Consider the following 15016-nt stretch of genomic DNA (forward strand, 5'->3'; position numbering starts at 1 on the left):
CTCCCGCCGCTCAGCGCCTCGCCGAAAAACCGCCGATACCGGCAATGGCCAGCACTGGTGCTGAGAGCGCCGTTTCGGCGAACGTCAGCCGCAGGAACCGCGCTTCGACCGGCTTGTCGAACGCCACGCGCTGGGTCGAGAGCGCATAGGCGATGTTCGAAAACTCACCCTCGCCCTGCTTTGCCCATGTCTTGCCGTCCATGCTGGTTTCCGCGACGTAGCCCTTGGGCGGCACGGCATGGGCATCGACCTGACGGCCCGGCGTCAGGCTGAAGCCTGCCAGTTCCACATCGCCGCCAAGATCCACCGCGACCTGCACCGGATGGCCTGGCGTCGGCGCGGGCTGCTTCCAGATCGTCGCTGCATCGTTGTCGAGCAGAACTGCCGCGCCCTCCCCGCTGGCGGAGACGACCGTCCACTTGCTGGTGTCGAGCACGGTCGGATCGCTGGAGACTATCGCGGGCACCGGCACCGGTGCAACGGCAGCAAACAGGGCGAACTCGCTGATCGCAGGACAGGCGGGCGCCTCCAGCACCACCAGACGCACGCGGCGCGCGGTGATTTTCTGCGGCAGGCGGATCACCCGCTGCGCGCCGATGCATTCCTTTTCGGCCAGACGCTGCCACGCGCCATCGACTTCGGCCTCGACCGCAAAGCGGGTGACGCGCACGCCCAGCGGCAGATACTCGCGCAGGCGGATCAGGTCGAAGTGCATACCCGGCGCCAGATCGAGCGTGAGCGTGGGCGTGAGATCGGCATCGGGCGTGGACCAGTACGTCTCGCGACGCCCGTCGAGCACCTGCGCCGCTTCGAAACCGCGACCGCGCGTGGCGCTGGCATGGGCGACCGCGCCCCTGGTCAGATCGTTGGCGAGCGTCGCGCGCATCGCATCGCCGAAGGACTTGAGGATCTTCACGTCCTGATCGGCGATCCGTCCACGACGATCCGGCGGCAGGTTGAGATTGAGGTTGGTGCCGCGCCCGATGGATTCATCGTAAAGCTGGACCAGACGCTCGGGGCTCTTGACCTTGGAGTCCTCGTCGGCGTGGTAGAACCAGCCGGGTCGGATCGAGACGTCGGTCTCGGCAGGCCACCACAGTTCGCCCCCGCGAAGGCCCGCATTGCCGACGCCCTGCTCGTAAGGCTTGTTCGGCATGGTCGGCCAGCAGGGATCGCCCGCCACGCCGTTCTCGTTGCCTACCCAGCGGATGTCCGCGCCCAGCGGATCGAACGTGCAGGCATCGGGCTGGAGCTTGTGTACCATCTCGATGATCGAGGGCCAGTTGTAGTACTTGGGCGCATCGATATGCCGTGCCTCGCGCGCGCCGCCATAGTAGCCGTCGCCCCCATTCGCACCGTCGAACCACACTTCGAACAGCTTGCCGTAGCGCGTGCAAAGCTCCGTCAGCTGGGTGCGGTAATAGGTGATGTAGGCGGGCGTGCCGTAGTCCGCGCGATTACGATCCCAAGGGCTGAGGTAGAGGCCATAGTCCAGCCCCGCCCGGCGCGTCGCATCGCCCAGTTCGCGCACGATATCGCCCTTGCCCTGCTTATAGGGGCTGTTGCGGATCGAGTGTTCGGTGGTCTGTGTCTGCCACAGACAGAAACCGTCATGGTGCTTGGCGGTGAGGATGATCCCCTTCATGCCCGCCGCTTTCGCCGCCGCCACGATCTGGTCAGGATCGAAGTCGGTGGGATTGAACCACTCCGGCTTCTCGTCACCGTAGCCCCATTCCTTGTCGGTGAAGGTGTTCATCGCGAAGTGAACAAAGGAATACATGCCGCGCTGATGCCACTTCCACTGGCGCGCCGAGGGCGTTGCCCCCCACGGCTTGGGAGCATTCGCGGCAACGGCGGCATTCGCGGGCGCCGCCGAAAGCGCGCCGGCTACGGCACCGGCAGCAGCGGTTTCGGTCAGGAAGCGGCGGCGAGAAAAATCCATGATCTGTCCTTCAGGAAAAGCGGAGGCGGGCAGCGCGCGTCAGAGCGGCGCGGCGAGGATATCGGGATGCGTATCGACCAGCTTGACGATCAGTTCACCGAACAGGCCGTTGGCCCAGGCGAACCACGGCCGCGTGAATTTCGTGGGATCGTTGCAGTCCACCGCCTCGTGGATGAAGCCGGTGTTCGCATCGGTATCGCGCAAGGTGCGCAGCAGCGAGCGCAGCAGCGCCGGATCATCGGTGGACAGCGCTCGCACGATCAGGCTCATCGGCCAGACCTGCCCGAGGCCGACATGCGGTCCGCCGATGCCTTCCATCGCCTTGCCCTTGAAGAAGTAGGGATTGGCGTCGGACCAGACCGCGGCGGCCGTGGTCTGCCACAGGGCATCGTCGGGCTTCACGCAATCGAGGAAGGCAAGACCCAGCAGCGAGGGGACATTGGCATCGTCCATGAACATCGCATTGCCGAAGCCATCGACTTCATAGGCCCAGACGCGGCGACCATCGGGCAGCGTCATGGTGCCCCACTGGCCCAGCGCCGTTGCCAGTTCGTCCGCCAGCAGGCGGGCATCGGCGGCCAGCGCATCGTCGCCGCGCGCTTCCTCGGCCACATAGGCCATTTCGCGCAAGGTCGTCATTGCAAAGAGGTTGGCGGGGATGAAGAAGGGATAGGTGCACGAATCGTCCGAGGGGCGGAATCCGCAGTGGATCAGGCCGACGGAGCGCGAAGGCGCGCCCCAGCCGTCGAGCTGCATCGTCTCGGTCGGGCGATTGCTGGTGCGCTGGAAGCTGTAGGGACCGGCGCTGTCCTTGCGCTGCTGCTCGCGGAAGGTGCGGATGATCGTGCGCGCGGCATCGGCCCAGAGGCTGTCGAACGGGGTCTTGTCCCCCGTCGCGCGCCAGTAGCGGAAGGCAAGGCGCGTGGGATAGCACAGCGAATCGATCTCCCACTTGCGCTCGGCCACGCCCGGCTTCATCGCCGTCTGATCCTTTTGCGCCCAGCCCAGATTGGTCTTCGCCGTGGGATCCTTCATGAAGGCATTGGCGTAAGGATCGATCAGGATGCAGCGCGACTGGCGGGCAATCAGGCCCCGGAACATCTGCGTCAGCGCCTTGTCGCCCTTGGCAAGGTGCAGATAAGGCATGACCTGCGCGCTGCTGTCGCGCAGCCACAGGCACGGGATATCGCCGGTGATGACGAAGGCATCGGGCTTGCCGTCCACCTCACCCATCTCGACCGTGGTATCGAGCGTGTTGGGATAGCAGCCCACGAACATCGTGCGCAGCTTGGGATCGGAGATCTTCACCGAAACGCGCTCGATCTCAGCCTCGACCGCCTTGCTGACGAACCTGCGGTTCGCCGGCAGCGGACGCCCGCCACCGACCGGCATCGGGATATCCTTGGTATAGCTGTCTGCCGCGGCCTGCGTGGCCGCCAGCGTCGGTGCCAGAGCGCCGGTCGCGAGAGCCGCGGCGCCTTTCACCAGCATGCGACGATCGAGCTGAATTTTGCCTTTTTCAAACGTCACTTCGGCAACTCCTTCGCCTCTCCGGTCAGGGTGAAGCTGGCCCACTGGCCCGCGCCGTCACCCGGCTGGCCGCCGCCGATCCACACCTTGTAGTCCCCCGGCACCACGCGGCGGATACCGCGCCTGTCGACCACCGAGATACGGCGCGGATCGAGCGTCAGCACCACCTTCGAAGACTTGCCCGGCGCCAGCTGAACGCGAGTGAAACCGGCAAGCTGGCGCTGGAGCACCGGTTCGGTCAGCATCGGCTGATGCCCGTCCGACGGCGGCACCAGATAGGCCTGCACAACCTCCTCGCCTGCGCGCGCACCGGTGTTCGAGAGCGTGACGCTGACTGTCACCGGCGAACCGGTCGTGATCGAGCCTGCCGCCGCGCCCTGATAATCGAACGCGGTGTAGCTCAGGCCATGGCCGAAGCGCCAAAGCGGCGTGCCGGTGAAGTAGCGATAGGTCCGCTCCTTCATGCCGTAATCGACGAAAGCGGGCAGATCGGTGGTGTGGCGATAGAACGTCACCGGCAGACGGCCCGAGGGGTTGTTCGCCCCTACCAGGGTATCGGCGACGGCGGTGCCGCCCTCCTCGCCCGGATACCACGCTTCCAGCACCGCATCGGCCATCTCGGGATCGAGCGAGACGGCACTGCCGCTGGAAAGCACTACGATCACCGGCTTGCCAGTGGCGCGCAGGGCTTTCAGCAGGTTCGCCTGCGGTTCGGGCAATTCGATCTCGGAGCGGTCGCCGCCCACGAAACCGGGCACCTGCACCTGCAGTGCCTCACCTTCGAGATCGGGCGAGAGGCCGAGCACGGCGACAACGGCATCGGCCTGCTTCGCGGCGCTGAGCGCGCCTGCTTCCAGCGCGCCTTCCGGCGGCAGCCACATCAGGCGCAGGCCTTCATCCTCGCCGTAGTGGTCCATCTCCAGCCGGATCGGCTGCGGCGTGCCGTCAGAGGTGACGGTAAATTCCACGCGCTGCTTGTCGAGCGGACCATCGTGCAATTGCTTGCCGCCTACCCACAGGCGCACGTCGTCGTGGCGGTGACAGTCCTTCCAGCACTGCGGCGCATCGAGCGCGAGGCGGTAGGTTCCTGCGGCAGGCGGCACGAATGTCCCCGTCCAGCGCGCATCGAAGCGCTGCGGGTCGAGGCCTTCGGGCGCGGTACGGGTGAAGTTGAAGTCCACCCGGCGGTCCTGTCGGGCCAGAACCACCTTGCCCGTCGCATCGCGGTACTCGGCGGCGAGGCCCGGCTTGCCGTTCGCGCTGAGCGCCGTCTCGGGCATCACCACCGGCGCGCCTTCGGCCAGCACCGAGCCTTGCGCATAGGTCACGTTCGCCGCGCCGAAGCGCTTGCGGATACCGTCGAGCGGCGTCACCGGATTGGCGGCGGTGCCGTGATAGTTGCCCTCCAGCACGCTCAGGTCATCGGCATTGACACCGATCACCGCCAGCTTCGCGTTGGACTTGAGCGGCAGCACGCCGCCCTTGTTCTGGAGCAGCACGATGGCCTTGCGCGCGGCCTCCAGCGCCAGCGCGCGGTCGGCAGGCGTATTGATCGCCTTGGGCGAAATCTTGCCCCACGGGTTCGGCGCGCCATAGACGATACCCAGCTTCCAGCGCGCTTCCAGCGAGCGCTCCAGTGCGGTGTTCACTTGTGCCTCGGTCAGCAGCCCACGCGAAACCGCCTTGGGCACACCGGCATAAGCCGTGCCGCAGTTGAAGTCCGTACCGCCCTTGATACCCGCCGCCGAAGCCTCGGCGCTGTCGTAGGCATAATGGTGGAACTGCCAGATATTGCCGATCGCATCGCAGTCGGAAACGACGAAGCCCGTAAAGCCCCAGTCTTTGCGCACGGTCTGGTTCAGCAACTGGTCGCTGGCGCAGACGGGCGTGCCGTGGATCGAGTTGTACGAGCACATCAACGAGAGGACATGCCCCTGCGTCACTGCCATGCGAAACGCCGGCAGGAACGTCGCTTCCATGTCCTGCGGGCTGGCATCGACATCGAAGCTGTCGCGCCCCGCCTCGGGGCCGGAGTGCGCGACCAGATGCTTGGCCGTGGCGATCACGCGCGGGTGATCGAGGTCCGGCCCCTGCAACCCGTCGATGAAGCCCACCGCAAGGCTGCCCGTCAGGAACGGGTCTTCGCCGTAAGTCTCCTGCCCACGCCCCCAGCGCGGATCGCGGAAGATGTTGATGTTGGGCGACCAGATCGTCAGCCCTTCGTAGATGCGCCGGTCGGCATCGACAGGCCTGGCGTTGAACTTGGCGCGCGCCTCGGTCGAGACGACCGTGCCGACCTTCTCCATCAGCGCCGGGTCCCAGGTCGCGGCAAGGCCGATGGCCTGCGGGAACACGGTGGCAACGCCGTTGCGGGCAAGGCCGTGCAGCCCCTCGCTCCACCAGTCGTAGGCAGGCAGGCCCATCGCCTTGTCGGCAGGCGCAGTGCTCTGGAGCTGCGCCGCCTTCTGGTCGAGGCTGGCCTTCGTGACAGCCGAGACCACCGCAGGCGCGATGGTTTCGGTCGGCGCTTCCTCGGCCAGCGCGGGCACGCAAGCAAGGGTCATAACAGCGAAGCCGGAAGCGGTGGCGAGAAGGTGGGGCATGGACATACGAACGGTCACGTTACTGTGCTCCCGCCAGTGTGCGAACCACCAGCGCCTTGCGCAGCGCGGTCCCACCGGCCTTAGAAGTGATCTGGATGGAACGGCTCTCTCCCGGCAGCAGGTCGAAGCCGTTGTCGGCGGCGTGGGCATCGACCGAACCGAAGTCCAGCATCACCGCGCGCGCCAGCTTGGCCGCGCGCAGCGTCACCGTGTCACCGTCCCAAGACACCGCAACCTGCGGCGCCGGATAGACCATCGCCTTGGGCAGCTCACGCTCGACAATCTGGCGCGAGACCAGCTTACCGCCCACGGTCAGTTCCGCCACGGCATAAGAAGCGCTCGACGCCGCCGTGCCGAACACTTGTGCATCGGGCACATCGGGCACATCGGCGCCCGTCGTCGCCGTCGTCGGGGCCAGCGTGACGTCGCCGCCAGCCTGCCCCAGCTTCGTGCCGTCCATCGCATAGCCGGTGAGCGACCACTGCGCCGCGACCGGCGCCGTCGCGTCCGATACCAGCGTGACGTGCGTCGAGGCGTCCTTGTGCTCCGCCGTAACGATCTGCGGTGCGAAGAAGCGCTTGGCGGCGTATTGCAGCAGCTTCCAGCGCCCGTAGTGATCGATGCTCGCCCACGAGATCGAGGGCCACACGTCGTTCAGCTGCCAGTAGAGCGAGCCCATCGTCACCGGCTCGCAAGCGCGGTGATGGCGTGCGGCCAGTTCGATGGCCTGCATCTGGTTGACCTGCGTCAGGTACACGAAATCGGCGAAGTCCTTCGCCGGACGCAGGCGCGCATCGAGATAGAACTGGAGACGCGCATTGCCCTCGCCCGCCAGGAACTTCTGGTGCGCCTTCATCACCGGGCTTTCCGGCGTGAACGGTCCCTTGCCTGCGAAATCGTTGATCGTCGCCATGACCGGCATCGCCTGGAAGCCGAACTCCGACATGAAGCGCGGGCACGAGGCGGTGTAGTTCTCGACCGGCTTCGAGCCCGACCATACATCCCAGAAGTGGCGGTCGCCGCCCGCATCGGTGTCGGTTGGGCCGTCGTAATCGTTCGAGGGCGAGCCGGGCCAGTACGGTGTGCCCGGCGAATGCTGCACCACGGCCTCGCGCAGCACGCGGTCGAACAGCACCGTCATCGCCGTCGCGATCCGCTCCTGCTCGTCGGGGCCGACCGCCTTCTTGAACGCCTTGCGGTCGCTCCAGTTCTCCCAGCCGGAAAGCACTTCGTTGCCGCCTGCCCACAGCACGATGGAAGGGTGCGAACCCAGCCGCTCGACCTGCTGCTGTGCCTCGACGCGCACGTTCTCTCGATAGGCCGCATCGGGCGGCGTGACCGAACCGCCGAACATGAAGTCCTGCCAGACCATCAGCCCCAGCCTGTCCGCCGCGTCATAAAACGCATCGTCCAGATACGTACCGCCGCCCCAGACGCGGATCATGTTCATGTTCGCCTCGCGCGCGTCGGTGAGCAGCGAAGTCATCGTCGCTTCGGTCACACGGCTGGGGAACATGTCGAAGGGGATCAAGTTCGAGCCCTTGGCGAAGATCGGCACGCCATTAACCTTGAAGCCCATCGCGCCGCCACCGCGGATCAGCTCGACGGTCCGCAGGCCCACGGTGCGATCCGCCGTCGCACCCGCGCCTGCGCCGTCGGCGATGGCGCCTGCGACATTGTAGAGCGGCTGATCGCCATAGCCTGCCGGCCACCACTGGCGCGGATGGTCGATGCTCAGCGGAAGGTCGATCTCGGTCGTGCCCGCGCCCACCGAAACGGTGCGCTCGACCGGAGCCAGAGCCTGGCCGTCAGGCCCGGTAACGTTGGCGCGCAGCGTCATGCGGCCCGGCTTGTCGGCCACCACATGGAAGCGCGCGCTCAGCATCGCCTCTGCATCGTTCAGCGCCGTCTGCGTCACTTCAAACCCGGCGAGACGGGCATCGTCCCATGCCTCAAGGCGAACATGCTGCCAGATGCCGGTGTTGACGATGCGCGGGCCCCAGTCCCAGCCGTAATCGTACTTCGGCTTGCGGATATAGGGTGAGGTCTGCTTGCCCTTGGGCTCGTCGCCAAAGGCGCTGTCGTACTCGCCGGGCAGCGGATGCGCTTCGGCCAGCACCATCGGCTGGAGCTTGCGGATCGGCGAATCGAAATGCACCGCGATCTCGTTGGCGCCGGCCTTCAGCCACGGCTTCGCATCCACCCGCCAGCGGCGATGCGCGTTATCGGCGGTCAGCACCTCGTGCCCGTTGACGGTGACGGTGGCGAACGTATCGAGCCCGTCGAACACCAGATCGAGGTGCCCGCGCGAGAGCATCTGCGGCGTCACCTGAAGCGTACGACGCATGTCCCAGCCGGTGAGACCTGCCCACTGGATCGCGGCTTCATTGGTGCCGATGTAGGGATCGGGCACGCGCTTGCTTTCCACCAGCGTGCGCTGGATCTCACCCGGCACGCGCACCGGAAACCAGCGTGCTTCCTTCGGGTGCGCCTTGGCGGTGGCAGCGTCAGCCGGGGCGATGCGCGCGGTCCAGCCTTCGTCGAGCGAGGCCTGCGTCGGCGCGCCTGCTAGCGCAACTTGAGCGGTTCCGGCCAGTGCCAGAGCTGTCAGTGCAACGATACCCTTCATCGTGTCCCCCTTCATTGCCCCTGCTCCGACCACACCACCTTCTCGACCGAATAGAGCGGATCGGAGAGTGGCGAGGTGAACTGGAAGCACACATTGCTTTCGTCCTGCATCGCCAGATCGGCAGGCAGGACGGCATGAACATCGAACCGCTGCGGCGCGATCTTCGGATCGGGCAGAGCCCAGCTGGCCAGCACTTTCGCGCCGGGCAGCGGATCGTGGTGCGCGGCCTTCGGATCCTTGGCGTTGGCCTCCGCGGCCTCTTTGCAACCGAGCGAAGCGATCAGTTCGCCATGGGCGCTGGTGGGATAGTGCGTCGCTTGCGTCCACACATCGTGCGCCAGCCCGAAGTTGCGCGGAATGCGCGCGATCGAGACCGTCACCGCCTTTGCATGAGCCAGCGGTGCATGATCGTCAGCCTGACACGGGTCGAAGATATTGATGTTGTAAGCCGGGCCGTTCGTCGTCGCATCGGCATCGAGCGGCAAGCGCAACCACAGCGACTGGCCTGGACAGGCCGCAAGCTGGCCGTTCGGGGTCGTCAGCAGCGCCTCGCGAGAGGTATCGAAACGGCGCGGCGCCGCCAGCATCGCGCCATCGGGTGCAAAGCTGCCGGCGGTCACGACGAGGCCGGACTTCACCGAAAGCGCGCCGACATAGAGCTTCGACTTCGCGGTCGGCGCCGTCCCGTCGAGCGTATAGCGGATCGCCCCGAACGGCGCCTGCGTCGCCAGCGTCACGCCGACCTTTGCGGCGCCCAGCGCAACACCGCGCGACTGGGTGGTCGCGAATGTCACGGCGAAAGCGCTGTCGGCCACTTCGACGCCCGCCTGCTTCCAGCGGCGGATCTGCGGCTCCAGCCTTGCAAGGAAGCCGGGATAGTCCTTGGCGCCCTCGACTTTCGACGACCAGCCGTCTTCGGCAATGGCGCCTGCGCGCGGGAACAGCTTGTGCTGCATCTGCCAGGGCGTGACTAGATACTCGCTCCAGGCATTGGCCTGCACGCCCATGACGTGCCCCGCCTTCGCCGGATCGATCCCCTTGGGCATCGGGTCGTAGCGATAGACGCTCTCCAGCGTCTGGACGAAGCCGCGCCCGGCCGGGCCATCCCCCAGCGTCGACTGGCGGTTGTCGAAATAGAGGTTGGGCGATGGCGAAAGCACCACGTCGTGCCCGGCGTTGGCGGCATCGATCGCGCCCTGCTCGCCGCGCCAGCTCATCACCGAGGCAGACGGCGGCACCCCGCCTTCGAGGATCTCGTCCCAGCCGATCAGGCGACGGTCATGCTTCGCCAGATACTGGCCAAGCTGCTCGATCATCCAGCTCTGCATGGCGTTCTCGGTCTTGATGCCGAGCGCGCGCATCTGCGCCTGCACAGCGGGCGAGCGCTCCCACTGGTCCTTGACCGCCTCGTCTCCGCCAAGGTGGATGAAGGTGGAAGGGAATACCGCCATCAGTTCATCGAGCACGTTCTCGACGAACTCCATGCCCTTGGGGCCGGGATTGAACAGGTAGGGATTGATGCCCCAGTCGTGCGAGACCTGCGTTGGCGATTGCAGGATGCCGAGTTCGGGATAAGCCGCGACCAGCGCCTGCGCGTGACCCGGCAGGTCGATCTCGGGCAGGATCGTGATGCCGCGATCCGCCGCGTAGGCGACCAGCGCCTTCAACTGATCCTGCGTGTAGAACCCGCCGGTGCGCGGGCCTTCGCCATGGCCACTGTCCGAGCCGTTGCGCCATGCGCCAACCTCGGTGAGCTTCGGGTAGCGCTTCACCTCGAAACGCCAGCCCTGATCGTCGGTCAGATGCAGGTGCAGCACGTTAAGCTTCACGTCGACCATCTGATCGACCACGGCATAGAGCGATTCGATCGGCTGGAAATGGCGCGCCGTATCGATCATCAGGCCACGCCAGCCAAAGCGCGGAGCATCGTTGATGACGACCGAGGGAACCCGCGCCGGCGCCCCATCGCCGCTGCCCAGCAACTGATCGAGCGTCATCGCGCCATAGACCAGCCCCTGCGCACCCGAAGCCGCGATGATCGCGCCCTGCGGCGTCACGGTCAGGCGATAGGCTTCCGCCCCCTTGATCGCGGGATCGCGCACGAAACGGACCTTGCCGGTCGAATTTTCAGAAACAACGAACGTCAGCCCGCGCTCCGATTTTGCGCGGTCGGCGAGCAGCTGCGCAGCGGTCTTTGCCTCATGATCCCCCTCAGGGACTTGCAGCACCGTGCCCGACGTCAGCGTCAGCACACCCGATGACCCTTCGACCGAAGCCGGATAAGGCACCAGCGGCAGAACCTGCCCGGCCGGGGCGGGCTTTGCGAAGGCCGTGCCACAACTCACTACCGACAGCGCCGCCCCGGCCAGAAGTGCCAGCCTGCGCGCGCCTTTGCTGCCGAAACCGGCAATCGCCCCTTGTGTCATGTCCCGCCCGTCCCTGACCTGATTGGTTTCTGGCACAAGGTGTAACCAAAATATGTCCTTTGAGACAACAGGTATTACACAAGATCGGCAGCCCGTGCGAATAAACCGAAAGTCCGAGTGCACAAAACGGTACGATTGCACCACCCGCATGACCAATGTAAGCCTTTGTTCCCGTTCAAGGGGTGCGAAAGAGGTAACATGGCATTTTCCGACCGTATCGGGTCGTTGCGCGCTGACAATGCGGCACCGCTCTACCTGCAGCTTCAGCAACTGATCCGGGACGCCATCGCTGGCGCCGTGCTCCAGCAGGGAGAGGCGATTCCGCCCGAGCGCGACCTTGCCGCCGAGTACGAAGTCTCGCGCATCACCGTGCGCAAGGCGATCGGCGGTCTGGTCGAGGAAGGCATGCTGACGCGCCGGCGGGGGGCCGGTACGTTCGTGGCCTCGCGCGTGGAAAAGAGCTTCTCCAAGCTCACCTCGTTCAGCGAAGACATGGCCGCACGCGGGCGCCTGGCCTCCAGCAGCTGGGTCTCGCGCAGCAGCGGTCCGGTCGGCCCGGACGAGGCGATGGCTCTGGGCCTTGCGCCCGGCAGCACTGTCTTGCGCTTCACGCGTATCCGCTATGCCGACGATGTGCCGCTGGCGCTCGAATACTCGACACTCGCCAGCTTCTGCCTCCCCAGCGTCGATGCGGTCGACGATTCGCTCTATGCCGCGCTCGACAAGGCGGGACATCGCCCAGTGCGCGCCCTGCAACGTCTTCGTGCCGTGCCCTTCGGCGGCGAACAGGCGCGCCGCCTCGGTGTCGATACCGGTCATGCAGGGCTCCTGATCGAACGCCACGGGTTCCTGCGCGATGGCCGCGCGGTGGAATTCACCCGCTCCTACTATCGCGGCGATTCGTATGATTTCGTCGCCGAACTGACGGACATGTGATGAAGCGGCGCTCGGTTCTTCTCGGCGGCGCCCAGCTTGGCGCCACGCTGGCCTTCGCAGGCGAACTTGTCTCCCCCGCGCAGGCGGCGAAGACGGCACCTTTCGGTCCCGGCGAGGCGGACGGCCTGCCGATGCCGCCGCCCGCCCCCGGCGCCACGCCGCGCCTGCCCGAAAGCGACCCATCGCGCACGCTGATGGAGCACGGCTGGCGCTTCCACGAAGGCGACGTGCCGTTCCCCGAACCGGCTGACCACAACGCCACGTACCTTTCGGTAAAGGCCGGAAACGCCACGGGCGCCGCCTCCTTCGCATTCGACGATTCGGACTGGCAGGAGGTCACGCTTCCCCATGACTGGGCCAGCTTTCAGGACGTCACTGAAAGCGCCAACGTCTCCGAGGGCTATCGACCGCGCGGAATCGGCTGGTATCGGCGCCTGTTGAAGCTCGATCCGGCGCAGAAGGGTCGCAAGCTCGAACTCCATTTTGACGGGATCGCGACGCATGCGACCGTCTGGGTCAACGGCAGCGAAGTCGCGCATTCGTGGTCGGGCTATACCGGCACCATCGTCGATCTGACGCCGTTCGCGCGTTATGGCGACGATCTCAACTGGATCGCCGTCCGCGTGGACGCCACCGCCCGCGAAGGCTGGTGGTACGAGGGCGCAGGGCTGTATCGCCACGTCTGGCTGGTAAGCCGCGCGCCGGTTTCGATCGCGACGGACGGCGTCCATTGCCACCCGGTTCAGCAGGACGGCGCATGGACAGTGCCTGTCAGCGTGGCGCTGGAGAACATCGAGACCGCCTCCGCCGACGCTTCTGTCCACGCGCGCCTGCTCGATCCCGAGGGCAAGCCCGTCACCGATGGCAGCGCATCAGCCAGCGTTCCGGTTCTGGAAAGCACGCAGGCCACGCTGACACTCACCCCCGGTGGGGTCCGCCTGTGGTCGCCCGATGAGCCCGTGCTCTATACCGTAGAGGTCGATCTTCAGCGGGACGGCAAAGTCGTGGACAGCCGCCGTGTCGCGGTAGGCTTCCGCACCCAGCGCTTCGATGCGAACGAAGGCTTCCTACTCAACGGCAAACCGGTAAAGCTGAAAGGCGTGTGTCTGCATCAGGACCATGCGGGCGTCGGCGTCGCGGTGCCCGATGCGCTGATGTACTGGCGGCTCCAGCGCCTGAAAGCGATGGGCTGCAATGCCATCCGCATGTCGCACAACGCCGCTGCGGCAGAACTGCTCGACTGGTGCGACCGCCTCGGGTTCCTCGTCATGGCGGAGAACCGCCTGTTCGATCCGGCGCCCGATTACATGGCGCAGCTCCAATGGATGGTGCGGCGCGATCGCAATCACCCCTCGATCATTATGTGGTCGGTGTTCAACGAAGAGCCGATGCAGGGCACCCATGCCGGTGTCGAGATGGTGCGCCGAATGCGCGCCGCCGTGCGCAAGCTGGATACCGAGCGGCCCGTCACCGGCGCAATGAACGGCTCGTTCTACAATCCCGAGAATGTCGGCGGCGTGCTCGATGTCATGGGGTTCAACTACTATCAGGCGGACTACGACAAGGTCCACGCGATGTACCCGGAGCGGCTGCTGACCAGCTCCGAGGACACCAGCGCCTACGAGACGCGCGGCGCCTTCGCCAGCGTACCGGCAGCGCATGTCGTCACCTCGCTGGACAAGGAAGCCGCATCGTGGGGCGCCACGCACCGCGAAACCTGGCGGGAAATCGCCGCGCGCCCGTTCATTGCGGGCGGCTTTGCCTGGACCGGGTTCGACTATCACGGCGAACCTACCCCTTACGCTTGGCCCGCGGTCAGCAGCTTCTTCGGCATTCTGGACCTGTGCGGTTTCCCCAAGACCGCGTTCGGCATCCGCTCCGCCCACTGGCGCGAGGATGCGCCGATGGTCTGGCTGGCGCCGCACTGGACCTGGCCGGGCCACGAAGGCAAGCTGCTGGAAGTCTTCGCGATCTCGAATGCCGAGGCTCTGGAACTGCGCCTCAACGGCAAGCTGGTCGAGACCGTCGCCAAGGCCGACCGGATCATGGGGCATACCTTCAAGGTACCGTATGAACCGGGACGCATCGAGGCGATCGCGCTGAACGGCGGCAAGGTCGTTGCCCGCGCAGTGCATGAAACCGTTGGCCCGGCCGTGGCCCTGCGCCTCACGCCTTCGCGCACCGCGCTCGCCAGCGATGGCGAGGACATGACGATGGTGACGGTCGATGCAGTCGATGCCAAGGGGCGCCATGTCCCCACGGTCAATGCGATGGCCGATTTTACTGTCTCCGGCGGCAGCGTGATCGGTGTGGGCAACGGCGATCCGAACTGTCACGAAAGCGGCAAGGGCCTGAAACGCTCGCTGTTCAACGGTCTTGCGCAAGTTATCGTGCAGGGCGATGCCAGCGCCCAGCGCCTCGTCGTGACGGCCAAGGCGGATGATCTCAAGCCCGCCCGTCTTCAGGTCGCGCGTGAGGTCCGTTCCGTGCGCACGCAGATGCCCGCGATCCCCTCGCAGATGATGCTGGCCGACTGGCGCCGCTCCGCCCTGTTCGCGCAGCATCCCGATCCCTCGATCGCGCCGGCGGATGGCGACAACAACTCGTGGGATTTCGTCCACGCAGGCACACCCGCCCCCAAGGGTGCGGCTGGCTGGCGCGGCTATCGCACGGCGTTCACGCCGTGGCGCAAGATCGGCGCGCAAGGCGGCACCCTGCACTTCGCCTCGATCACCGGCCGCGCCGAAGTCTGGCTCGACGGGCAGAAGATCGCCACCAAGGCCCAAAGCGCGGCGGCGCCGCTCGATGCACAGGTTCCGGCAGGCCCAAATGCACGCAAGTTGCTAGTGCTGGTACAGGCCGAAGCCGATACGCCATCGGGCCTCACCGGTCCCGTTTCCTTGACGGCCTGAAGAAAAAAGCCCCGACGAGACCAGGCTCATCGGGGCTT

7 protein-coding genes are annotated in these 15016 nt (G+C 66.1%); 2 read left to right on the forward strand and 5 right to left on the reverse strand.

Annotation, left to right across the window (positions count from 1 at the left end):
* Positions 1-10: 10 nt before the first annotated feature.
* The 5 genes from AC3EC3_RS05540 to AC3EC3_RS05560 are packed head-to-tail and all read right to left on the reverse strand — an operon-like array spanning position 11 to position 11130.
* Positions 11-1942: an alpha-L-fucosidase gene (locus tag AC3EC3_RS05540; protein WP_488488626.1), complete on the reverse strand. Its 1932-nt coding sequence runs from the start codon at positions 1940-1942 to the stop codon at positions 11-13.
* Positions 1943-1981: 39 nt separating this feature from the next.
* Entirely contained in the window at positions 1982-3433 is a 1452-nt protein-coding gene (locus AC3EC3_RS05545; protein ID WP_488489210.1) for a glycoside hydrolase family 125 protein, read from the reverse strand.
* A 35-nt stretch (positions 3434-3468) separates the two neighbouring features.
* Positions 3469-6075, reverse strand: a complete 2607-nt coding sequence (locus AC3EC3_RS05550; RefSeq protein ID WP_488488627.1) for a glycoside hydrolase family 3 C-terminal domain-containing protein — start codon at positions 6073-6075, stop codon at positions 3469-3471.
* A gap of 19 nt (positions 6076-6094) precedes the next feature.
* The gene (locus AC3EC3_RS05555; protein ID WP_488488628.1) at positions 6095-8704 is read right to left on the reverse strand and encodes a beta-mannosidase; all 2610 of its coding nucleotides are present in this window, start codon (positions 8702-8704) and stop codon (positions 6095-6097) included.
* Positions 8705-8715: 11 nt separating this feature from the next.
* Positions 8716-11130, reverse strand: coding sequence for a beta-N-acetylhexosaminidase (locus tag AC3EC3_RS05560; RefSeq protein ID WP_488488629.1), 2415 nt, complete (start codon positions 11128-11130; stop codon positions 8716-8718).
* A 198-nt stretch (positions 11131-11328) separates the two neighbouring features.
* Between AC3EC3_RS05560 and AC3EC3_RS05565 the strand changes: the two genes are divergently transcribed.
* Both AC3EC3_RS05565 and galA read left to right on the forward strand, forming a co-directional pair.
* Positions 11329-12066 carry a GntR family transcriptional regulator gene (locus AC3EC3_RS05565; RefSeq protein WP_260923270.1) on the forward strand — a complete coding sequence of 246 codons (738 nt, stop codon included), beginning with the start codon at positions 11329-11331 and terminating at the stop codon, positions 12064-12066.
* On the forward strand, positions 12066-14978 hold the full coding sequence (galA, locus tag AC3EC3_RS05570) for a beta-galactosidase GalA (protein WP_488488630.1): 2913 nt from the start codon (positions 12066-12068) through the stop codon (positions 14976-14978). Before AC3EC3_RS05565 ends, galA begins: the two co-directional genes overlap by 1 nt.
* Positions 14979-15016 lie beyond the last annotated feature (38 nt).

This window comes from Novosphingobium sp. BAM6, assembly GCF_057784955.1.